This window comes from Novosphingobium sp. FW305-C-111, from assembly GCF_058783565.1.
The window spans coordinates 1-21302 of the sequence record NZ_JBYSYP010000024.1 but is presented as its reverse complement, the minus strand read 5'-3'; the positions used below and the strand labels follow the sequence as shown (position 1 = coordinate 21302).

The 21302-nt window shown below is 59.9% G+C and carries 17 protein-coding genes and 3 pseudogenes; 8 read left to right on the top strand and 12 right to left on the bottom strand.

Going from position 1 to position 21302, the window contains the following annotated elements; translation table 11 throughout:
* Positions 1–44 precede the first annotated feature (44 nt).
* The gene (locus AC3WLD_RS18495; protein ID WP_492558359.1) at positions 45–665 is read right to left on the bottom strand and encodes a recombinase family protein; all 621 of its coding nucleotides are present in this window, start codon (positions 663–665) and stop codon (positions 45–47) included.
* 141 nt (positions 666–806) lie between these two features.
* Positions 807–3716, bottom strand: a complete 2910-nt coding sequence (locus AC3WLD_RS18490; protein ID WP_037556849.1) for a Tn3 family transposase — start codon at positions 3714–3716, stop codon at positions 807–809.
* Positions 3717–3838: 122 nt separating this feature from the next.
* Here AC3WLD_RS18490 and AC3WLD_RS18485 point away from each other — a divergent pair.
* Positions 3839–4429 (top strand): annotated as a pseudogene (locus AC3WLD_RS18485) (IS5 family transposase); the annotation flags it as partial.
* Between the two features lie 45 nt (positions 4430–4474).
* Here AC3WLD_RS18485 and AC3WLD_RS18480 read toward each other — a convergent pair.
* The 4 genes from AC3WLD_RS18480 to AC3WLD_RS18465 form a co-directional block, all read right to left on the bottom strand.
* Positions 4475–5704 (bottom strand): NAD(P)/FAD-dependent oxidoreductase, encoded by a 1230-nt coding sequence (locus tag AC3WLD_RS18480; protein WP_184081884.1) that lies wholly within the window; start codon positions 5702–5704, stop codon positions 4475–4477.
* Positions 5705–5749: 45 nt separating this feature from the next.
* On the bottom strand, positions 5750–6064 hold the full coding sequence (locus AC3WLD_RS18475) for a 2Fe-2S iron-sulfur cluster-binding protein (protein WP_184081885.1): 315 nt from the start codon (positions 6062–6064) through the stop codon (positions 5750–5752).
* An 81-nt stretch (positions 6065–6145) separates the two neighbouring features.
* Positions 6146–7009 carry a carboxylating nicotinate-nucleotide diphosphorylase gene (nadC, locus tag AC3WLD_RS18470; RefSeq protein ID WP_184081886.1) on the bottom strand — a complete coding sequence of 288 codons (864 nt, stop codon included), beginning with the start codon at positions 7007–7009 and terminating at the stop codon, positions 6146–6148.
* Positions 7009–8292: a Rieske 2Fe-2S domain-containing protein gene (locus AC3WLD_RS18465; RefSeq protein WP_492558358.1), complete on the bottom strand. Its 1284-nt coding sequence runs from the start codon at positions 8290–8292 to the stop codon at positions 7009–7011. Before AC3WLD_RS18465 ends, nadC (AC3WLD_RS18470) begins: the two co-directional genes overlap by 1 nt.
* Before the next feature lie 182 nt (positions 8293–8474).
* Between AC3WLD_RS18465 and AC3WLD_RS18460 the strand changes: the two genes are divergently transcribed.
* The 3 genes from AC3WLD_RS18460 (at position 8475) to AC3WLD_RS18450 (ending at position 11326) form a co-directional block, all read left to right on the top strand.
* A complete protein-coding gene (locus AC3WLD_RS18460; protein WP_184081888.1) occupies positions 8475–9668 on the top strand; it encodes a Gfo/Idh/MocA family protein in 1194 nt (397 codons plus the stop codon).
* 2 nt (positions 9669–9670) lie between these two features.
* Positions 9671–10663, top strand: a complete 993-nt coding sequence (locus AC3WLD_RS18455; RefSeq protein WP_184081889.1) for a PhnD/SsuA/transferrin family substrate-binding protein — start codon at positions 9671–9673, stop codon at positions 10661–10663.
* A gap of 180 nt (positions 10664–10843) precedes the next feature.
* Positions 10844–11326 carry a MarR family winged helix-turn-helix transcriptional regulator gene (locus AC3WLD_RS18450; protein WP_100240024.1) on the top strand — a complete coding sequence of 161 codons (483 nt, stop codon included), beginning with the start codon at positions 10844–10846 and terminating at the stop codon, positions 11324–11326.
* A gap of 31 nt (positions 11327–11357) precedes the next feature.
* On the opposite strand, the pseudogene AC3WLD_RS18445 reads toward AC3WLD_RS18450, so the two are convergent.
* The 4 genes and pseudogenes from AC3WLD_RS18445 to AC3WLD_RS18430 all read right to left on the bottom strand — a co-directional run.
* Positions 11358–11447, bottom strand: a pseudogene (locus AC3WLD_RS18445) (IS200/IS605 family transposase); the annotation flags it as partial.
* A gap of 24 nt (positions 11448–11471) precedes the next feature.
* A pseudogene (locus tag AC3WLD_RS18440) lies at positions 11472–11968 on the bottom strand (IS5 family transposase); the annotation flags it as partial.
* Positions 11969–12318: 350 nt separating this feature from the next.
* Positions 12319–13185 (bottom strand): carboxylating nicotinate-nucleotide diphosphorylase, encoded by an 867-nt coding sequence (nadC, locus tag AC3WLD_RS18435; RefSeq protein ID WP_062344525.1) that lies wholly within the window; start codon positions 13183–13185, stop codon positions 12319–12321.
* Entirely contained in the window at positions 13185–14513 is a 1329-nt protein-coding gene (locus tag AC3WLD_RS18430; protein WP_062344527.1) for a Rieske 2Fe-2S domain-containing protein, read from the bottom strand. Before AC3WLD_RS18430 ends, nadC (AC3WLD_RS18435) begins: the two co-directional genes overlap by 1 nt.
* A 147-nt stretch (positions 14514–14660) precedes the next feature.
* Between AC3WLD_RS18430 and AC3WLD_RS18425 the strand changes: the two genes are divergently transcribed.
* A complete protein-coding gene (locus tag AC3WLD_RS18425; RefSeq protein WP_062344530.1) occupies positions 14661–15851 on the top strand; it encodes a Gfo/Idh/MocA family protein in 1191 nt (396 codons plus the stop codon).
* Positions 15848–16840: an ABC transporter substrate-binding protein gene (locus tag AC3WLD_RS18420; RefSeq protein WP_184081890.1), complete on the top strand. Its 993-nt coding sequence runs from the start codon at positions 15848–15850 to the stop codon at positions 16838–16840. Before AC3WLD_RS18425 ends, AC3WLD_RS18420 begins: the two co-directional genes overlap by 4 nt.
* A gap of 128 nt (positions 16841–16968) precedes the next feature.
* Here AC3WLD_RS18420 and AC3WLD_RS18415 read toward each other — a convergent pair whose 3' ends face one another.
* Positions 16969–17448 (bottom strand): MarR family winged helix-turn-helix transcriptional regulator, encoded by a 480-nt coding sequence (locus tag AC3WLD_RS18415; RefSeq protein ID WP_062347432.1) that lies wholly within the window; start codon positions 17446–17448, stop codon positions 16969–16971.
* 489 nt (positions 17449–17937) lie between these two features.
* Here AC3WLD_RS18415 and AC3WLD_RS18410 point away from each other — a divergent pair, with 489 nt between their 5' ends.
* Together AC3WLD_RS18410 and AC3WLD_RS18405 are read left to right on the top strand one after the other, a co-directional pair.
* On the top strand, positions 17938–18486 hold the full coding sequence (locus AC3WLD_RS18410) for a MarR family winged helix-turn-helix transcriptional regulator (RefSeq protein WP_052182396.1): 549 nt from the start codon (positions 17938–17940) through the stop codon (positions 18484–18486).
* 287 nt (positions 18487–18773) lie between these two features.
* The gene (locus tag AC3WLD_RS18405; RefSeq protein WP_200880210.1) at positions 18774–19898 is read left to right on the top strand and encodes a serine hydrolase domain-containing protein; all 1125 of its coding nucleotides are present in this window, start codon (positions 18774–18776) and stop codon (positions 19896–19898) included.
* An 88-nt stretch (positions 19899–19986) separates the two neighbouring features.
* Here AC3WLD_RS18405 and AC3WLD_RS18400 read toward each other — a convergent pair whose 3' ends face one another.
* Positions 19987–21096 carry an alpha/beta fold hydrolase gene (locus AC3WLD_RS18400; protein ID WP_230962622.1) on the bottom strand — a complete coding sequence of 370 codons (1110 nt, stop codon included), beginning with the start codon at positions 21094–21096 and terminating at the stop codon, positions 19987–19989.
* Between the last annotated feature and the right edge of the window lie 206 nt (positions 21097–21302).

The following is a 21302-nucleotide window of genomic DNA, read 5'->3' as shown; positions in this document are numbered from 1 at the left end:
AAACCATCGAAATGAGGGGTCCCTTTTAGACGCCGATCACCCCGCTAACGGGGTCCTTTTTGCACGCCGATCCACACGATGCTGGCAGTGGGCGGCTTTTCCGGCAGTTTGGTCTGTGACGGAATAATGTCGAGCGCCCGATAGACGGTCATTCGTGAGACCTTCAGGTCGCGGGCAACGCGGGCCTTGCTGGCGCCGGCGGCAAGGCGACGGCGGATTTCATCGTCATCGACGTTCTTCTTCCGGCCTTTGTAAACGCCTTCGGCGCGCGCCGCTTCGATCCCGGCGCGCTGACGATCCTTGATGAACTTCAGCTCCATATCGGCGACCATGCCGAGTATGGTGATGACCATTCGCCCCATGTCGCCCGCCGTCGTCACCTCTGGCTCAAGGATGCGCAGCGAAGCTCCCTTTTCATCAAGCTCATGCACCAGGTTCAGGACATCGCGCGTGGAGCGGCCGAGCCGGTCGAGCCGCAGCACGACCAGCTCGTCGCCGGTGTGCATAAACTGCATGATCGTTTCCAGTTCCGTGCGCCCGCTCCGCGAGGCCCCCGATCCGGTCTCGGAACGGATAATTTCGCAACCTGCATTCTTGAGGCGGCCAATCTGGATATCCAGATCCTGGTCCGTGGTGCTGACGCGGGCATATCCGATACGAGCCAAGTGCAAAATCCGTCACATTAGGGTGGCTCTTGCAGTGTATCGTCACATTGAGCGCAAACCCACCCTTTTGTGACAGACGAATGGTGTCACTCGGCCCTATCACTCTGGGTGTACCCAAATGTTATAGGCCGATCAGCCGCCTCACGCTGCAAGCCGTCCAAAATCAATCCGGTCGTTCAGGTCGAGGTCGAAGCGGCCATAAGGGTTCACATGACTGTAGATCAACGGCGTGAGACCACGATAATCTTCCGGCGTCATCCGCCCCGCCCACTTCGGCTCAACCAGTACGGTCTGAAGCATGCGGGTGTTCACATACACCAGCGACGCTTGCAGGAGGTGTAGCGCCAGAACGGAGATTTCCTGCTCATGGATGCGGTTGGTGGCGATCTCGCCGCCCTTGCCGAAGAACACGAAACCATTAGCGCCGTTCCAGTTCTCAACCACATTCAGCCCTTCGTGGATCTCGCGGCGGAATGCCTCCTGACGCAAATACCGGCATAGGAAGATTGTTTTGACCGCGCGGCCGAGTTCACTCAGCGCCTTGTAGGTCGGGTGCATCACTTCGGCTCTGGCAAACCGGAGCAGGATCGCTTCCGGATCGGCGGTGCGCGATTGCATGGCAGCGGCATATTTGACCATTTCGTCATATTGTTGCTCGATCTCGTCCCAGTCGATCGGGCTGGAGAGGATCGGCAGTAAATTGGAAAGCCGCGTGCGCATGCCGGCTTGGGGAAGGGCCAGTTTCTGGCGTGCCACTGCTTTCAGCCGCGGGGCAAGCTCAAATCCAAGGAGTCGGCAGAACGCAAAGCCGACTGCGCTCTGGCCGTGGCTATCGACGTACTGGCGCTGGATTTCCATGTCGGTGCAATGGCGCAGCACGCCCTCGATCATGGAGGCGACCTCGGAGGAAGAGCAGCGCTTGAGCTGGGAATAGACGCATGTCGCGCGTCGTTCGACATGCCAGTAGATCATGACGCCCCGTCCACCATAACGCGCATGCCATTCCGTCATCAGGTTGCGATCCCAGGCTCCGAACTTTGTGGAATCTGACGCACAGGCCGTGCCGGCGTCCCCCCAGACTGCAGCATTGCGGATTGCCAGGGTCGCATTCGCAACCCTGGCACACGCCTCCTTGAGCGCCGCGGCATGAACGAAGCGGCGATGGACATGCAGCAGCTCTTCATAGCTGACATCGGGGGTGGCGCCGGCGATCCGCTTGAGCCCGGCATTCGTTCCCAGGCCGTAGAGGCATAGCAGGAGACGTTGATCCAGCGCGGTTTTCGGCAGTGCAACACGCGAGGCCGATGTTTCGAACGCTTCGAGAAGTCCCGTATCAAGGGCAGCCTCCTTCAGTACGTCGAGCAGCCCGGTCATCGGCCAGCGTTGGCCGATCTCGGTCTTGATCGAGGCGAGACCCCTGGGTTCGGGCAAGGGTTTGAACGGGGTGAGAGATATACGGTTCTCGCCGCGCCACAGCAGCCGAACCTTGTCGTTCCGGGGAATATTGGCATTGAGGAGCAACAGTTCCTGAGCAAGCTCTTCCCGGATGGCGCTTGAAAATGCACGCGCATCCGCCGTCAGGTTCAATCCTGTGTAATATGCTTCTCGCCGCGCATCGAAGTCCTTGGGAAGATCGTCATCGGGATTGCGGTATCGGTCCGCCCCGACAACCCAGATTTCCTTAGAACGGATGCGATCGCGCAGTTGCGCGAGGACACAAAGCTCATAACTGATCCGGTTTACGCGCCCCTCTTCATCAATGACGGAACTGCGCCATCTCGCCGGAATGACCTCGTCGACCGGCACTGCGTGCGGCGGCACGTAGCGGCATCCATCATCCACTTTGCTTCTGATCCAGTCCAGGGCCGCCAGCACCGGACGCCACACGGCGTTGTTCGACCGGAACTCCAGTGCCGAAAGCAGGCTTGGCAGCATACGGCGATAATGATTGGCCCATGACCTCCGCATCACCTTGTAGATCCGCCGATCCAAGGCGCCCTTTGCCTGGCTTTCCTTGATGATCGCCGCCAGTTTGTCCTTGCCGGCGATTGGGAAAATGACATCGCAGATGCGCCCGGATGGATCGTCGATCGAAGCGCTGGCAATCTCGACCAGGAGTCGCTCCTTGCCATAGACCCGCTCGATGTCTTTCGCGATATCGCCCACCACCTTGCGTTTCGAGCGCGATCCGATCTTATGGACCGTCTCGATCAGCAGGTCGACCATCGCATCCGTAAGCTGAGCTTCCCGCGCCATCAGATAAACGGCATAGAGCCCGAGCTGGCGCGCCGGTACATGCCGGCGCATCTCCGAGGCTTTCTCGCCGGCAACCCGGCGAACGATCTGATCGACCCATGCCTTGCCCGTGACCGATAGGAAATCTCGGGGAAGAGCAAGCCGTTGGATAAAGGCGAGTTTGGCGGTCACGCCAAGAATGTTTTCGAGCGTCGCCTGACCTGCATCCCCCTTCATCGTGTTGAAGCCGGTCGGGCCATCGGGATCGGCGAGCGAGGCTTCCAGCAAGGCGACCGCATCCGGCGCAAGCCGATCGCGGACTCGGGCCAACAGGGCCTCCAGATAGAGGTGTCGTTGCGAACGGACGAGGCGTTCCAGCTCCTTGCGCGACGGCCCATAGATACGGCGGTCGCGGCACCACAGGAAAACATGCTCGAGCATGGCATTGATCGGCTGCCCGCCCGCACAAAGATCGTCGGAAATCCACCTCGACAACGCCCTGCGATCCGTCTGCGTCATACGGCGGAACCCGAGATGCCGCAAAATCTCCGCGCAATGCCGGCGGGCGGTGCGCCCGGAAAAATCATAGTGGTTCACGGATTTGGCATCGAGACCAAGTTGCTCCGCCAGATACAAGACACCGTCGGAGGGTATCGACGCATGATCCGGCACAAAGAAGCCATGCCCGGCGAAAAATCTAAGCTGAACCGCCAATCCCAGTCGTGCCGTCTCCGCTTTGCCGGTCACGAACGCGATGTCCGAAAAACTCAGGCTCCAGGAGCCGATCAGATCCCCACTCGAAACGCCAAGGCTCATAACGCCGCTCCCTTATCGGAGCGGAACGTCGTTCCTCGCATGGGCGATCGTCAACAACAACCAGCCCGTTCCCGACGTGTTCTCCAAGATGACCAAAATCGCAGCTTCGGGCCGACTGGGCCTATTTCTACGCCTGGCGCAACGCTGGTCTGCTCGAGGCGATGAACACGGTGCTGGTCATGAACCTGCGCGAGATTGAAGGACGCGAGGCAAGCCCAAGTGCCGGTGTGGTCGACAACCAGTCGGTCAAAACCACCGAAAGCGGCGGCCCTTGCGGCTACGATGCTGGCAAGAAGATCAAGGGACGCAAGCGGCACATCGTGACCGATACCGATGGCAATCTCGTGCATGCCGTGATCCATACTGCCGACGTCCAGGACCGCGATGGCGCGCCGCTCGTGCTGGCCGAGATCATCCGGCGCTTCCCGTGGTTACGGCATGTCTTCGCCGATGGCGGATACGCCGGTGACAAGCTGCGGCAAGCGCTGCGCAAGATCGGCAAGAGCAGGTGGTCCATCGAAATTATCAAGCGGTCCGACCGCGCCAAAGGCTTCGAGGTCTTGCCCAGACGCTGGGTCGTTGAGCAAACCTTTGCCTGGCTCGGTCGCAACCGGCGTCTCGCCAAAGACTTCGAGCAAACCATTGCCTCAGCAACCGCTTGGCTGTTTATCGCATTGATACAGTTCTTCATAAGCCGCATCGCAAGACCATGAAATTACGACGGATAATTATCAATTAGACTCTAACAGACAGCCGCGTCACGTAGCGAGTGTTTTGAGAGGAATTTCACAGTTCGAAAGTCGGGATTTGTCGGGAGTGGCGTGGACGAGAACAAGTGCCTTGCCCTGCACATAATCCTTTACCGAATTGACGCAGTCGAGAGCGATGACCCTGCCCTGGTTGAGATACACCAAGGTGAAGCTGCGGTTCGCCGGATCACCCCGCATGACGATATCGTCATATCCCAGGTTGAGGCCGATCGTCTGGAGTTTGAGATCATACTGGTTCGACCAGAACCACGGAACGGAATGATAGGGCGTGGGTTCGCCCATGATATGTTTCACCGCAATGATCGCCTGGTCGTTGGCATTCTGCACCGATTCCAAGCGAATCTTCTGGGTACTTGCAAAGGGGTTGGCATGGATTGCGCAATCGCCGATCGCATAAATGTCCGGCAGCGAGGTTCGGCAAAATTGGTCAACCTCCACGCCGTTGACGCCCGCAGCGCCTGCCGTCGCCAACGGTTCAACGGCCGGAACAATCCCAATCCCAACAACGACCATGTCGGCGGACAATATCGAGCCATCCGCCATGCGAACGCCCGATACCCATCCATCTTTACCGATCAGGCAATCCATTTGGGCATTCAAACGGATGTCGACGCCATGCGCCTGATGTTCCGCCTCGTAAAAACGGGACAATGGTTCGCCCGCCACCCGCGCCAGGACACGATCCATGGCCTCGAGCACCGTCACATGTTTGCCGATCTTGGCAAGCACCGCCGCAGCCTCCAAACCGATATAGCCGCCGCCGATTACCACGATGTTCCGCGCTCGAATTGTTTCGGCGAGCATCCTGTCGGCGTCAGCCCGAGTACGCACGCTATGAACGCCCCTGAGATTACTGCCGGAGCAACTCAAGCGGCGCGGCGCGCCGCCTGTCGCCCAGATGAGCTTACCATAGCCGAGGTGGGCTCCATCCGAGAGCGCAATGCGATGCTCCGCGGGGTGGACCGCCGCAACGCGTCGCCCAAGCAATAGCTCGATATTCCGCTCCGGCCAGAAAGTCGGCGGCCGGATCAAAATCCTTTCGAAGCTTTTCTCGCCCGAGAAATATTCCTTCGAGAGCGGCGGGCGTTCATAGGGAGGATCCGGTTCGTCGCCCAGTAGTGCTACGCTTCCCGCGAACTTAAGTTGACGCAATGCGAGCGCAGCCTGAGCACCTCCGTGCCCGGCTCCGACAATAAGTACATCGTAACGCATCTGCATGGGATAACAATTTCCTTGCGACCGGCAGTCGCTATTCGTGGCGAACTAGTCTTCTGGCGCGATGGTGACGCTAACACCGTCAAGAGTATCCGAAATCGGAACCTGGCAGGATAAGCGAGATCCTGCACAGCGCTGCTCGGACGAGTCCAAGAGATCATCCTCATCGGAGCCAATGGGCGGCAAGCGATCGAGAAATGCTTCTTCAACGTGGACATGACTAGTCGCACAGGAGCAACACCCGCCGCACAATGCCAATAGCTCGTCGATGCCTGCTTCGCGGATCACTTCCAGGAAAGTGGTTGCGCCATTTGGCGCGATAGTCACGCGCTCACCGGTGCGCGTTGTGACGATAATTTCCATTTGCCCTCTGTTTCCGACTATCTATTTACCGATGTTCTGCAAGCAGTCGGGGAGTGTTTGCTCACTGCAGAGCGGCAGCCCTCATGAGGAAAGCGCGTAATCCAACCCGATATCGGCGGCCGGCGCACTCTGCGTTATGCGGCCCACAGACACAAAATCGACCCCGGTTAAAGCGATCTCTCTGATCGTTTCGAGACGCACCCCGCCCGATGCCTCTATGGGTACCCGTCCGCCGACAAGAGCGACGGCCTGCTTGAGCAAGGCGGGGGACATGTTGTCGCAAAGCAGGCGATCAGCGCCTGCTGCAAGAGCAGGCTCGATCTGCTCAAGTGTGTCGACCTCGACCTGTACTTCCAGCCCGGTATTGGCGGCCTTCGCTGCCTTGACGGCCTCCACGATGCTACCAGCGGCGGCGATGTGATTATCCTTGATAAGGATGCCGTCGTCGAGACGCATGCGATGATTGCGTGCGCCACCTACCCTAGCGGCGTATTTCTCAATCGTTCGCAGACCTGGAATTGTCTTGCGCGTGTCGAGAAGTACGCAATCCGTGCCCGCAACCGCTTCTGCATAGGTACGGGTCATCGTCGCAATTCCGGTAAGGTGCTGGAGCGTATTGAGAGCCGAACGCTCAGCTGCGAGCATCGGCTGGGCATTTCCCTCGATGCGCATAAGCGGCTGGCCGACGCCGGCCGCGTCGCCATCCTGCACCAGCAATTCTATGTCCACATCCGGGTCAAGCTTGCGGAAAAAGGCATCCGCCAGCTGAAGTCCGGCGACCACCACCGGTTGGCGAGCCGCCAAAATGGCGGAAAAGCGCGCGCTCGCGGGGATCGCCACGCGTGTCGTGATGTCCCCGCTCCCCATATCCTCGCTCAATACAGACTCGACAAAATTATCGAGTTGCTGCGGATTCAGCCCCGCGGTGGTTGGCAAATCGCACATCAGGAAGCGGCATCCGCCATCGCGTCGACCTCTTCATCGTTACTGACGGAACCCGCCAATTGCTTCTCTTCCTCGGAGACGTTGATCAACCGCCAATTATACCCCTTGGGCACCAGGCCTTCAAATGACTTGAGCTTGGCCAAGGGAACACGCGGTTCGATCGCTCCGATGGCAGGCTCCCCTTTTTGCACGGCCTGGGCAGCTCGGTACATTTGCGTGCGGAAGGTGAAGATGGCCTTGTCGCTGGAACCCAACAAATCCTCGCTACGATCCGCGATCGCCCCCATTGACTCCCACATCGCCATATCCTGGCAGGGGATGCCGTAGATTCCCGTAAAATCACCAGCCTTCATCAAGGCGCGATCCTGAAGATAGTTATTCTCGGCGGTCCGCACCTTCTTGTAGGTGATAGGCTCGACATCCTTGCCGATTTCCGCGCCGCAGAACTTGCGCCAGGCATCCTGGCTGATGCCTTTGGTCGGGTGCCATGCGATCCAGTAGAACATGGTGTTCACGTCATCGATCGGAACCAGCATCTGCGACAGATTATATTGGTCGTTGGGCGGAATGTGGACCGTATATGGCGCCTGAAACAGCGTCATGCGGACATAGTCCTGCTTGTCCGGATCGACGATCGCCTTGCGAATGGCGACATAGCGGAAGCCGAACGGCGTTTTCTGCACCTCAATGCGAGGCGACTTGTCAGCCGACGGACGCAGCCAGGCAGAATCCGTTGCCATGGACCCGCTGACTTCGGATGCGGTCGGCATGTTCGACGAATGCAGGCTCGAGCTGTGCGCGGAATCGATCGATCCTTCCAGGATCTGCGCCCAGTTGCATGCCCCGTGCATCTTAACGATGCTGATCTTCTCGGCAGGGGCGGCCGACCAGTTGGGCGGGCTGAACGGGATCACGTTCTCGGGATCACCCATCCATACCCAGACGAAGCCAGCCGACTCGACGACCGGATAAGCTTTCGTCTTCATCGTGCTGCGCAGTTTCGCATCGGTCGGCTCGGAAGACATATCGACAGCGTTGCCAGCCACGTCGAACTTCCAGCCATGGTACAGACAGCGAAGGCCGCACTCCTCGTTGCGCCCAAAAACGAGCGAAGCCCGGCGGTGGGGACACAGCTCATCAAGCGCGCCGATGCGACCTTCAGTGTCACGGAACACAACAATGTTCTCGCCCAGCAAGCGAACGCGCAATGGCGTGCCATCGGGTTCGGCCACTTCCTCGATCATGCAGGCAGGCATCCAGTGCTGCCGCATCAGCTTCCCCATCGGGGCTTCACCTTCCACACGACAAAGCAGATCATTTTGCCCCGGAGTCATTAGCTACCCTCCTTTTTTGGCTTGGCACGAGGACGAAACACTCTACGTGCGTCCTTGCCGCTACTTCTATATTGTAGTAGTGGCTTTTTCAAGCTCTTATCGTTCGGGATAAAGGGAGCGGCGGAATACGAATGAACACGAACGCGTTGCGACTAGGAATCGTTGGGCTTGGCCGCGGCTTCATGCTCACCCTGCCCGCCTTGAAAGCCGATCCTCGCGTGGCGTTTGCCGGAGCATTCGATCTGCGGGACGAGGCGCGGGTGCGCTTCGCGGTCGAGTTCGGAGTCCCCGCATTCGAAACGCTCGACGCCCTCCTGCGTTCGCCTGATATCGACGCCGTTTATATCGCGACGCCGCATGAGTTGCATGCCGAGCAGGTGATCGCCGCGCTCCGAGCGGGCAAGCACGTGCTGGTTGAAAAGCCGATGGCGACGTCGCTTGCCGACTGTGCGCGTATGGAACGAGCGTCAGCGGAAGCGGGCAAGGTGCTCGTGGTAGGACCAAGCCACGGTTTTGACGCGCCCGTCCAGGTCGCCGCGGAACTGGTCGCGTCCGGCAAGTACGGTGCGGTGCGCATGGTCACGGCGTTAAACTTCACCGACTTCATATTCCGCCCCCGACGGTCCGAAGAACTGGATAGCGATCGCGGTGGCGGTGTCGTCTACAGCCAGGCAGCCCATCATATCGATGTCGTGCGCCGTCTTGTGGGCCTACCCGTCACATCCGTGCGCGCCGTCGCCGCCAACTGGGACAGCAGCCGCTCTAGTGAGGGAGCCTATACGGCACTGATGACCTTCGCCGCTGGTGCCGTGGCGTCGCTCACCTACAGCGGATATGCCCATTATGACAGCGACGAGCTCCTTGGATGGATATCCGAGCTTGGCTATGACAAGGATCCAGCCCGATATGGCGAGGCTCGCAAAAACCTTGCCGCGCTTTCGTCGCAGGATGAAATTGAAGCCAAGCTGAGGCGCACATATGGTGCCCCGGATGCGTCCGCAAATGATGCGCTGGCGCGATATCATGAGCATTTCGGTTTTATCCTCCTCAGCTGCGAGCGAGCGGACCTGAAACTGTCGCCCAAGGGTCTTTCGATCTACGGCGATGCCGAACGTGAATTCCTGCCCATCGCACCGCCGGAGCTGCCGCGCAAGGAGGTCATCGACGAGTTCGTGGGTGCCTGCCTGGGAACCCGTCGCCCCATCCATGACGGCCGCTGGGGGTTTGATACCATAGCCTGTTGCGTAGCGCTCCTCGAATCGAGCCGACGGCGGACGGACGTAGCGCCGAACCGACTTCTCGACACTCTATCGGAGAAATTGTAAAAATGGCCAGACTGAGCCTTTCCCTCGCTTGTTGGGGCTATGACCGGACCGAAGCCCTGCAGACGGGTGCAGTGCGGCCGGACGGTATCGATCTCAACTTCCAGGTCTTGGATGTCGAGGAAACCTTCTTCCGCATGCTGCGCAATCGGGAATTCGACGTCGCCGAACTGTCGATGTCGTCCTATTGCGTTACTCTGGGGCGGGAGAATCCCGGTTTCATCGCCATTCCCGTCTTCCCTTCGCGCTTCTTCCGCCATTCCTGCATCTTCGTGTCGGCCAAGAGTGGTATCGAAAAGCCCGAGGATCTCGTTGGCAAGCGGATCGGCGTGCCCGAATATCAAATGACCGCGCCAGTCTGGATCCGTGGGATTCTGCAGGACGAATATGGCGTGGATCCCGCCTCTGTCACCTACGTCACCGGCGGCGAGGAAGAGCCGGGACGCGAGGAGAAGCTGAAGCTCAATCTCCCCGAGAAGTTCAAGGTGCAACCGATCGGGCCGACCCAGACGTTGACGCGCATGCTGGCTGACGGCGAGATCGATGCACTGCACGCAGCGCGCGCGCCATCGACCTTCTATTCGGAACCTGACAAGGTCAGGCGCCTCTTCCCGGATTTCGTGGACGTCGAAAAGGCCTATTTCGCCAAAACCGGCATTTTCCCGATCATGCACGTCGTGGCGATCCGGCGCGACGTCTACGAAAAGAATCGGTGGATCGCCCAGGCATTGTACAAGGCGTTCACGGAGGCCCAGCGGTTGAGCTATGAGCATCTGCTGGTCTCGGCCTCGCTGAAAACCATGCTGCCCTGGCAGATCGCCGCCGTGGAAGATACGATCGCCACGATGGGCAAGGCATGGTGGCCCTATGGGATCGACAAGAACCGCCACGTTATCGAGACTTTCACGCGCTACCACCACGAGCAGGGGCTATCGCCCCGCCAACTTACGGTAGAAGAGATGTTTGCACCCGAGACTTTCGCTGAATTTCGGATCTAGGCCGCGGTTGGCGATGCGTCGCTGACGATTGCCCCCGGGAAACGGTCGCCGTCCCCGGGGGCAAAATATGAAAATATGAATGCGGAGTGTCGGTATCCGTGGCGGCAAGCGCAGTTTTGTGGTGCGTTGAAATGGCCCATGTGCGAGTGATGACGGATTGAACCCATCAGGAGTGAACGGATGTCGCAGCAAGCCCCCAAACTCGATCCGGAACAGAGTTTGGGATATCAGGTTCGACGCTGCCATCGGCGGTTTGATCGCCTGTTGAGCGCTTATTTGGCCAGGCACGATCTCAAGACCGGTTTTTGGTATTATCTCCGCGTCCTGTGGCTGAAGGACGGTGTTACCCAGAAATATCTGAGTGACATGACCAGCGTGACGGAGAATACGACGGTCGCGATGATCAGCAGCATGCTCAAGCACGGCCTGGTCCAACGGGCCAAGGACCAGGATGATCGTCGTAAGGTCCGGATCACGCTTACGGAACATGGCCGCGCACTCGAGAAGGGACTGATGTCGTACGCGATCGATATCAATCGGGTCGCGGTCGCCGGCATCGAACCGCGAGAGATCGAGATCTGCCGGTCCGTACTCGAACGCATATCGGCAAATCTCGCTGCCGAATTCGACAGCTTGCCGGACAAGCCGGCTATTGAACAGTAATCTGATCACTTACCGGCTGACGCCGGTAGGATCATGGCAAGGGGCTGAAGCCGTTTTTGTGGGTATGCCGGTCGAGATATCGCATGATGATTTCATCGGTGACGTTGCCGGATGTGGTTGTGGTCTTAGAGCCTGACTCGGAAGTTCACCAAACATAGCAATACCTTGCCGTTCTGCGGGTGAGCATGCGGATGGAGGCGATTGTTGCCCATGTGGTGGACGAGGCAATGGTTGTTTCCAGTCCTTAGCAAGACGGCGGCATCGGCCGAGCCATGCAAAGGTTCGCTCGACTACCCAGCGGCGCGGGAGGACCTTGAAGCCGTTGGCCTTATCCGACCGTTTGATGAATTCGATCGTCCATTGCCCCGATCCAGCGATGGCATCGCGGAGTTTGTCGCCCGCATAGCCGCCATCGGCAAAAACATGGCGCAACCAGGGGAAGCGCTGCCGCACAGCCTTGAGGACATCGGCCGCGCCATCGCGGTCCTGAATATCGGCGGTATGCACGAGAATGAAGATGAGGAAGCCGCAGGTGTCGGTCAGGATGTGCCGCTTGCGGCCTTTGATCTTCTTGCCCGCGTCGTAGCCGCAAGGGCCGCCGCTTTCGGTGGTTTTGACCGACTGGTTGTCGACCACAAGCGCAGCCTTTGGAAGATCGGCCGGCCGGTTGTCATCGAACCGATAGCTGACTGATCCCGCCAAGTTCTGTTGAGCGAACGAGTTGGTGCGGGTCTGCCGGATCATCCGCGCTTGATTAACCCGCATTCTTGGCCTGAAGAACGCGGTTCGAGAGGTCGAGCTTGAAGTCGCGGCCATAGGCGTCGAGGACCTGCATTGTTCACTTGCTGTGAAACTCGATGGACTTTGGCTCCTGAAAAAACCGCGTGGAAAAACCGCGAGAACTTGGCGAGCGCGCACAAGGAGATTGACCGCGCACCTAGCACGGTAACTGGCGGCGTTCGAGTGCGGTTCGCTTTAGACGGACAGCACCATCAAGCCGCTATTGTGTAATCGAGACCGATATCGGCAGCCGGTGCGCTCTGCGTAATGCGGCCGACGGAGACGTAAGTAACTCCCGTTTCCGCGATCGCACGGATGGTATCGAGCCGCACGCCACCTGACGCTTCGATCGGCACGCGGCCCGCAACCAGCGCCACACCCTCGCGCAGCATTTCGACCGACATATTGTCGAAGAGCAGCCGATCGGCGCCTGCCTTCAGTGCCGGCTCGATCTGGTCGATTGTGTCGACTTCGACTTGGACCGGGAGTGCTGACTTGCCCGCCTTGGCCGCGCGCACGGCCGCCTCGATCGAGCCGCAGATCGCGACATGATTGTCCTTGATCAGGATGCCGTCGTCGAGCCGCATACGATGATTGTGCGCCCCGCCCATGCGGGCAGCATATTTCTCAATTGCGCGCAGGCCGGGTATGGTCTTGCGGGTGTCGAGCAGGATGCACGACGTGCCCGCGATCATGTTGGCATAGCTTCGAGTAAGGGTGGCAATACCGGTGAGGTGCTGCAGCGTGTTCAGCGCCGAGCGCTCCGCCGACAACATCGGGCGGGCGCGACCCTCCACGCGCATGATCGGGGCACCCGCCTGGAGCTCATCTCCATCCCTGGCAAGCCGCTCGACCCGGACATCGGGATCAAGGGCCTCGAAGAAGACCTGGGCGAGATCGATGCCCGCAACGGCAATCTGCTCGCGAGTCTGGATCGTCGCGATCAGCCGTGCGTCGGCGGGGATGGTGAGGTCGGTGGTGACATCACCACCTAGCCCCAGATCCTCCTTGAGTACGGACTGGACGAAATGACTGACGGCATCCGCGTCGAGCCCGGCAATGGGCGGCAGGGACATCATCAAGCGCGGACGTCCCCGAGAGCGTCGACATCTGTCGATACGGTCCGCATGATATCCGCCTCTTCGTCCGAGACATTGAGCAGCCGCCAGTCGGTGCCCTTAGGCACGATGCCTTCGAACGACATGAGCTTGGCGTTCGGAATGTGCGGCTCGGTCGTGCCGATCGCCGGCTCGCCCTTTTCCACCGCCTGCGCGGCGCGGTACATCTGTGTGCGGAACGTGAAGATCGCCTTGTCGCTCGACCCCAGGCGATCATCGCCACGATCGGCGAGCGTACCCATCGATTCCCACATCGCCATGTCCTGCGCCGGGATGCCGTAGATACCGGTGAAATCGCCGTCCTTCATGGCTACGCGATCCTGGAGATAGTTGTTTCCTGCGTTGCGCATCTTTTTGAAGGTGATCGGCTCGACATCCTTGCCGATCTCGGCACCGCAGAATTTGCGCCATGCGTCGGTCGAAATGCCTTTTTCGGGATGCCAGGCGACCCAGTAGAACATCGTGTTCTCATCATCGATCGGGACCAGCATCTGGCTCAGATGATATTGGTCATTCGATGGAATGTGGACGGTATAGGGCGCCACATAGAGTGTCATGCGGATATAATCAGTGGCATCGGCGTCGACGATCGGCTTGCGGATCGCGACATAGCGGAAGCCAAAGCTGGTCTTCTGGACCTCAAGGCGTGGCGCCTTGTCGGCCGACGGCCGTAGCCAGGCGGTGTCGGTCGCGGTCGATCCGCTGACCTCGGTTGCCGTCGGCATGTTGGACGAGTGCAGGCTCGAACTGTGCGCCGAGTCGATGGAGCCTTCGAGCACCTGTGCCCAGTTGCATGCGCCATGCATCTTCACGATGCTGATCTTGTCGTCCGGTACGGTCGCCCAGTTGGGCTTGTCGAACGGCGTCACCTGATCGGGATTGCCCATCCACACCCAGACGAACCCGCCGGCCTCCTGGACCGGATAGGCCTTGGTCTTCATCGTGCTGCGCAGCTTGGCGTCGACCGGCTCGGACGACATGTCGATGGCGTTGCCGTTCACGTCGAACTTCCAGCCATGATAGAGGCAACGCAGGCCGCATTCCTCGTTGCGGCCAAAGGCCAGCGACGCGCGGCGGTGCGGGCATTGCTCGTCAAGCGCGCCCAGACGACCCTTGCTGTCGCGGAACACCACCATATTCTCGCCGAGGAGGCGGACGCGCAGCGGCGTACAATCCGGTTCGGCCACCTCTTCGGACATGCACGCGGGCATCCAGTGCTGGCGCATCAGCCTGCCCATCGGCGCGCTGCCCTCGACTCGGGCGAGGATGTCATTTTGTTGGGGTGTCATCGCCTATCCTTATCGCAAAGTGGCTGTGCCAAGGCGCCGTGCCACGAAGGTGTTTCATCCACTTCTTGAAAACACTTCTACATAGAAGTATTGTGCGTTTCAAGCGGGCCGCATTTCAAGGACCGACCTGGCAGATCGAGGATAAACATGAAGGCACTTCGGATCGGCATTGTCGGCCTTGGCCGGGGGTTCATGCTGACGCTTCCGGCGTTGCGCGCGCACCCACGGGTCGAGATCGCCGCGGCGTTCGATCTGCGCGCGTCCCCACGTGCTCAATTCACGCGCGAGTTCGGAGCCAAGTCATATGAAAGCCTGGAGGGGTTGCTCGCCGCCGATATTGATGCCGTCTATATCGCGACGCCACACGAACTGCACGCGACGCAGGCAATCGCGGCCCTCGGTGCGGGCAAGCATGTTCTGGTCGAAAAGCCGATGGCGATCTCTGTCGCCGAGTGCGTCGCGATGGAAGCGGCGGCACGCCGGGCCGGCAAACTGCTCCTGGTCGGCCCCAGCCATGGCTTTGATGCCCCGGTCCGCCGAGCCGCCGAGTTGATCGCCAGCGGCGGCTTTGGTGCGGTGCGGCAACTCACGGCGATGAACTTCACCGATTTCATGTATCGGCCGCGTCGCCCCGAAGAGCTGGACAGCGCGCGTGGTGGGGGCGTTGTCTACAGTCAAGCCGCTCACCAAATTGACGTGGCGCGGCGGCTTGTCGGACGCGATGTGACATTCGTGCGCGCGGTTGCGGGCAATTGGGATTCCAGTCGCCCGAGCGAGGGCGCATATGCCGCGATGATGGGATTCGAGGGTGGGGCTGTCGCATCGCTGACGTACAGTGGCTACGCCCATTATGATTCCGACGAACTGGTTAATTGGATATCGGAACTCGGCCGCGAGAAGGATCCGGAGCAATACGGTGACACGCGGCGCGCGCTCAGGAACCTCGAACCAGCGACCGAAAGCGCTGCCAAGATACGCCGAGCGTATGGCGAGGACGGCGCATCGACCAGCGAACCGCCGGCGCCGTATCATGAGCATTTCGGCTTTGTGCTGGTCAGTTGCGAACGCGCCGATCTCAAGCTCTCGCCCCAAGGCATCACGCTCTATGGCGATGAACACCGTGAGTTTCTCGCGATCGATCCGCCAAGCCTGCCGCGGGTCGAGGTCATCGATGAATTCGTTGAAGGCGCACTCGGTCTGGTCCAGCCGATCCATGATGGCCGCTGGGGCGTGAAGACGGTGGCGTGCTGCGCAGCCCTACTCGAATCGAGCCGCACCGGCAGCGAAATCGCACCCACAGCCATGATTATCGACACTTTGGAGGCCGTTTCCGTATGACTAGATTGAACCTCTCGCTCGCCTGTTGGGGCTATGATCGCACCGAGGCGCTGCTGTCGCAGACGGTCCGCCCCGATGGGATCGATCTCAACTTTCAGGTGCTGGCCGTCGAGGAAACGTTCTTCCGGATGCTGCGCAATCGCGAGTTCGATGCCGCCGAGCTTTCGATGTCATCGTATTGCGTGACTCTGGGCCGGGACAATCCAGACTTTATCGCCATCCCGGTGTTCCCGTCACGTTTCTTCCGTCATTCCTGCATCTTCGTGTCGGCCAAGAGCGGCATCGAAAAACCGTCCGACCTTGTCGGCAAGCGCATCGGCGTCCCGGAATATCAGATGACCGCGCCGGTCTGGATCCGCGGTATCCTGCAGGACGAATATGGCATCGACCCGGCGTCGGTCACTTATGTCACGGGCGGCGAGGAAGAGCCGGGCCGTGAGGAAAAGCTCAAACTCAATCTGCCGGACAAGTTCAAGGTTGAGCCGATCGGGCCAAACCAGACGCTGACCCGGATGTTGGCTGATGGCGAGATCGACGCGCTGCACACCGCGCGTGCTCCATCGACCTTCTATTCGGAACCGCACAATGTGCGGCGCCTGTTCCCGGACTTCGTCCAGGTCGAGAAAGCCTATTTCGGCAAGACGAATATCTTCCCGATCATGCACGTCGTTGCCATTCGCCGCGACATTTACGAGAAGAACCGCTGGATCGCACAGGCGCTCTACAAGGCGTTCGTCCAGGCGCAGCAGCTAACCTACGAACAGCTGCGCGTCTCAGCCTCGCTCAAGACGATGCTGCCCTGGCAAATTGCCGCGGTCGAGGAAACGATCGCGACGTTGGGCGATCAGTGGTGGCCTTACGGAATCGAGAAGAACCGCCACGTACTCGAGACCTTCACGCGCTATCATCATGAGCAGGGTCTGTCGCCGCGCCAGCTGACGATCGAGGACATGTTCGCGCCGGAGACGTTCGCGGAGTTCAAGATCTGACGTGATGCAATCCGGGAAATGACGGGGCGGAGCATAAGCGGTGCGGGAGCAGCGTGGTTGTCGATGCTCCGTCTTTGCCGGGCTGCCGCAGGATACCCGGCGAGCGGCCGCTGACCGGTTGCGCCCTGTCAGTCCTCGGCGGGGGTGTTCGGGATAGAATCGAATTCGGCGGCGAGATTGGCTGACATGCGCGAAAGCACGTCGACGCACGTCGCAACCTCGGCCGGATCGATCCCGGCGACGGCGATGCGGTTAATGTCGATCGCATATTGCATGAGCTCCGCTTCCAGGGCTTTGCCTCGTTGGGTCAGCGTAACGCTCAACTTGCGGCGATCAACCTTGTCGCGGGTGCGCTCTACAAGCCCGTGCTGCATCATGTTGTTGATTATCGACACAGTCGTGTTTTCTGTGACGTTGGTCATGTCGCTCAGATATTTCTGGGTGACGCCGTCGCGGATCCACAGCACACGAAGGTAATACCAGAAGCCCGTCTTTAGATCGTGCTTCGCCAGCATCGCATTGAGCAGGCGATCGAACCGCCGATGGCAGCGCCGGACCTGATAACCAAGGCTCCATTCCGGATTGAGCTGGGCGGGCCTGTTGGACAAATGCACTCTCCCTGGGGCGTGTCGCCATGTTCGCCCTCCCAATGAGGCAGGGGCAACGGCTTTGATGGTGCACCTGCCCGCCAACGTCCAGTTGGATACTGACGGCAGACTGGGCCTTGCCACGCTCTGCATCGGCGTCGGCATGGGCCTTGCGCTCGCGGTCGAACGGGTCTGAATCGTGCTTCGGTGACACCCTATCTATTCCACGCGGATTGAGCGTGGGTTCTCCGGCCCTTTGAATCCCGCCCGAACTAGGGTGGCCCTCGTGCCCTTACGTCGGTTGAATATATGGCAGTCACGACCATCAAGGCCGCCGAACGAACGCCGGAATCTCGCCCTCGACCCGGATGAGAAACCGCGGGACCGTCAAGTCATAATCCATTAACAAGTCAACCGACCCACGCGGCTGGGGCGGTTGCCAAGAAGGAATGCACGCTGGTTTCGACATTCAACAGGCCCGATGGTTCGGGTCATGCAGGGCCGATTTCGATGAGCGGAGATAGCGGGGAAATCAACCTGCCGTTCGACCTGAGTATCGGATATCAAATCCGACTCACGCATCGACTTATGCAAAAGCTGCTACAGCTGAAGATCGAGCAGTTCGGCGTCACCCTGGGCATGTGGTACTTCTTGCGCGTCCTGTGGGACCAGGACGGCTTAACCCAGAAGGAACTGTCCGACCTTGTTGGAACGATGGAGCCGACCACGCTTTCGGCGATCGCTTCCATGGAGCAACGGGGAATCGTTGCCCGGGTCCGCAACGCGGCGGACAAGCGGAAGATCAACATCTTCCTCACCCCTTACGGTCACGAGCTGAAAAGGAAGCTTCTGCCCATTGGCATCGAAGTTGGGGATATCGCTAAGACCGGCATTTCGCGCCGCGAAGCGGATCTCCAGATCGCCCTATTGGGCGAGCTGCAGACCAATCTAGAAGCTGCGATTCGGAGCCTCTCCCCCGAGGAGCCCGACGCGAAGCCGGGTCGGCGGCGCCGAGAGGACCGAGGGGTCGCCGGCATCACTCATGAGGCAGGCGACTGATGCGATAGTGGGTGTCCTCGCCACCATGGATGCCCCACATCAATGTTGCGCGCCGATACTTACATCACTAATGGTTAGATAACTAAGGAACTGCACGGTGGCGGTCTGCGACGTGAAGGTTGCGTGGAGAGGTGTGCTGATGGTCAGGCCTTGCCTCCGACCGAATCGTCGTCGCTCTCCACCGCGCGGTTGATGACTGCAATCGCTTAGGTGCGGGCCGCGTCCGGTCTGCGAGAGTATCGGGAGAGTTTGAACTTATGAGTTCATCAGCCTTTAAAGGCGCGGATGTGTCCGATCGCCTGGATCGCGCGATAGACAATGCTCTCGCCGACAATCGTTTGGTGGGAACGGTCGTGATCGTCGCCCGGGGCGGCAAGATCGCCTATCGCCGCGCGGCGGGATTTGCAGACCGTGAATCGCAAAAGCCGATGCAAACGGATAGCATTTTCCGATTTGCATCGGTGACCAAACCCTTTGTCACCGCCGCCGTGATGCGCCTGATCGAGGATGGTGTTGTGAGGCTGGACGATCCAGTGACGCGCTTCCTGCCCGACTTTCAGCCGCGCCTGTCCGATGGATCGGTTCCGGTCATCTCGATCCGCCATCTGCTCACGCACACATCGGGGCTCGGCTATCCGTTTCAGGAAGGGAGCGATGGCCATTATCGTCGCCTCGACGTCTCCGACGGGTTGGATCAACCGGGATTGTCGCTATCCGAGAATCTTCGGCGCCTGGCTGCCGCCCCGCTTACCGCCGCACCGGGGTCGGGTTTTCGCTATTCCCTTGGCATGGATGTGATGGGAGGGGTGGTTGAGAGCGTTACCGGTGGTTCGCTACGCGATGCTGTGCGCAAACTGGTCACGGATCCGCTGGGTATCGTCGATACCGGCTTTGCCGTTGCGGATGTTGAGCGGCTCGCGACGAATTACTTCAACAGCGAATCCGTTCCCGTCCGCATCACGGACGGCATGGTAGTGCCTCTGGATGCCTTCAACGGGTCGCTAACGTTCGCGCCGAGCCGTATCCTGGATCCAAACTCCTATCCGTCAGGCGGGGGTGGGATGGTGGGGACTGCGGGCGACGTCCTGCACTTTCTGGAAACCATCCGGCTCGGGGGTGGTCCGATCCTGAAGCCTGAAACAGTCGAGATGATGGCGACCGATCAGCTCGGACCTCAGGCTGCGGCCTGGGGGCCGGGTTGGGGCTTCGGCTTCGGCTGGGCAGTGCTTGCAGATCCGCACGCCGTCCCGTCGCCGCAGTCTCCCGGAACGCTTCACTGGGCCGGCGGATACGGCAATAGCTGGTTCATCGATCGTGCAAACGCGCTGACGGTCGTGGCCATGACCAACACGGCCTTTGAGGGTATGTCGGGGAAGTTCGTGTCCGACATCCGGGACGCCGTCTACAACTGATCCCCGCAAGGAATCCGCGACCGGCCGGCGTAAGCCGGCCGCGCCGCAGCGAAAATGCGGAGGCGCCGCGTCGATCGCGGCGGCCAGATCACAAATCGTTGCGGTGGCTCCAGTCGATGATCCCGTCGATACAAGCGCTGACATGTTCGGGCTGGCCCTGGTAGAAATGGGTCGCGCCCTTGATGCTCACAAATTCCTTGTTCGCAACGGTGAGCGCGTTGTGAATGATCGGATTATGGCTCGCGGGAACCGCGTCGTCCGCTTCATTCTCGATCTGCAGCACAGGGGTCCGATGGATCTTTGTCGCGTTAACGGCAGCCTTGGAGTTGGATAGGTCGTAGGACCATTGCGACAGCCACGAGCGCAGGGTTGAGAATCGCGCCAAACCAGCGGGTCCCACGTTCACCGTGCGTGGATTGCCAAGATAGGATGCCCCCGGCGCGCGTCCATTGGGGTCGATCGTCGGATCAATCCAGCGCACGTCGCACATCGTGCGGTGCGTGACGAAGGCGCGTTCGGTTTCGCCGTCGTTGCGACGACGGAGCGTGGCAAGCATTTCCTCGGCCCAGGCGGTAATTCTGCGATTGCGGGCCCGCTGCCTCTCGCGGAAGGCGGCGATGAAGTCAGCGGTGAATGGTGGTTTGTTCGGGCAGTCCGGACTATAGATATCGAATTCGAGATCGCGCGTGTCCGGGTCGAATTCGTCGATGACGGAGGGGTCAAGCCATTCGGTCAGCACTTCCGCCCGGCTGAGGTGGGCGGCGATGAGGACTATTCCGTCAACCCGCTGCAGCCGCGCTGCTGTCAGGTCATAAAGGTCGCCGGCGGGCGTGTGGGTGATTGTCGGATGTTCAGACTGGGCCGCATAAAACAGCGATAGCGAGCCGCCGCCCGACCATCCCACCAGGATCACCTTTTCATAACCCAGCGACTCGCGCGCGTGGCGCACCCACTGGCCCATGTCGTAGGCGACCTTTTCCATAATCAGCGCACTATCGTTTCTCGGGTAGCGACTCGACGCGCAAAGTACGTGCAACCCCGCATCGGCAAGCGCCTCAGGCATTGGGAGCAGCTGGGCCGTGGCTGTGGGGTGCATGAACAAATAGACCGCCTTAGATGGCCGCGCTCTCTGCCGGAACAGCTGGCCTTCCAGCTCGGTCGTGCCCTCGGCGCCCGCAAAACTGTAGGTCTCCGTCATCCCCGGTTGATCGCGGAAGCGAACGATTTCGGGAAGGCGATCCCATAGCGCCTTTGTCGGCAATCCTCTCTCCATGGCCATATCCTTAGTTATCCAACTATAATTGCGTATTACCGTACTCCAGTCAAGGTGTCAACGGCGGTCGGATTCCAGGCCATGATGGCGGAGTAAAAGCAGGCCATTGAAGATGAGCGCGGATGATATGC

Bases quoted from the DNA above. Each gene is read 5' to 3' on its own strand.
- AC3WLD_RS18490 (WP_037556849.1), bottom strand. From the start codon at position 3,716: ATGAGCCTTGGCGTTTCGAGTGGGGATCTGATCGGCTCCTGGAGCCTG.
- AC3WLD_RS18480 (WP_184081884.1), bottom strand. From the start codon at position 5,704: ATGCAGATGCGTTACGATGTACTTATTGTCGGAGCCGGGCACGGAGGT.
- AC3WLD_RS18475 (WP_184081885.1), bottom strand. From the start codon at position 6,064: ATGGAAATTATCGTCACAACGCGCACCGGTGAGCGCGTGACTATCGCG.
- nadC (WP_184081886.1), bottom strand. From the start codon at position 7,009: ATGTGCGATTTGCCAACCACCGCGGGGCTGAATCCGCAGCAACTCGAT.
- AC3WLD_RS18465 (WP_492558358.1), bottom strand. From the start codon at position 8,292: ATGGGGAAGCTGATGCGGCAGCACTGGATGCCTGCCTGCATGATCGAG.
- AC3WLD_RS18460 (WP_184081888.1), top strand. From the start codon at position 8,475: ATGAACACGAACGCGTTGCGACTAGGAATCGTTGGGCTTGGCCGCGGC.
- AC3WLD_RS18455 (WP_184081889.1), top strand. From the start codon at position 9,671: ATGGCCAGACTGAGCCTTTCCCTCGCTTGTTGGGGCTATGACCGGACC.
- AC3WLD_RS18450 (WP_100240024.1), top strand. From the start codon at position 10,844: ATGTCGCAGCAAGCCCCCAAACTCGATCCGGAACAGAGTTTGGGATAT.
- nadC (WP_062344525.1), bottom strand. From the start codon at position 13,185: ATGATGTCCCTGCCGCCCATTGCCGGGCTCGACGCGGATGCCGTCAGT.
- AC3WLD_RS18430 (WP_062344527.1), bottom strand. From the start codon at position 14,513: ATGACACCCCAACAAAATGACATCCTCGCCCGAGTCGAGGGCAGCGCG.
- AC3WLD_RS18425 (WP_062344530.1), top strand. From the start codon at position 14,661: ATGAAGGCACTTCGGATCGGCATTGTCGGCCTTGGCCGGGGGTTCATG.
- AC3WLD_RS18420 (WP_184081890.1), top strand. From the start codon at position 15,848: ATGACTAGATTGAACCTCTCGCTCGCCTGTTGGGGCTATGATCGCACC.
- AC3WLD_RS18410 (WP_052182396.1), top strand. From the start codon at position 17,938: ATGAGCGGAGATAGCGGGGAAATCAACCTGCCGTTCGACCTGAGTATC.
- AC3WLD_RS18400 (WP_230962622.1), bottom strand. From the start codon at position 21,096: ATGACGGAGACCTACAGTTTTGCGGGCGCCGAGGGCACGACCGAGCTG.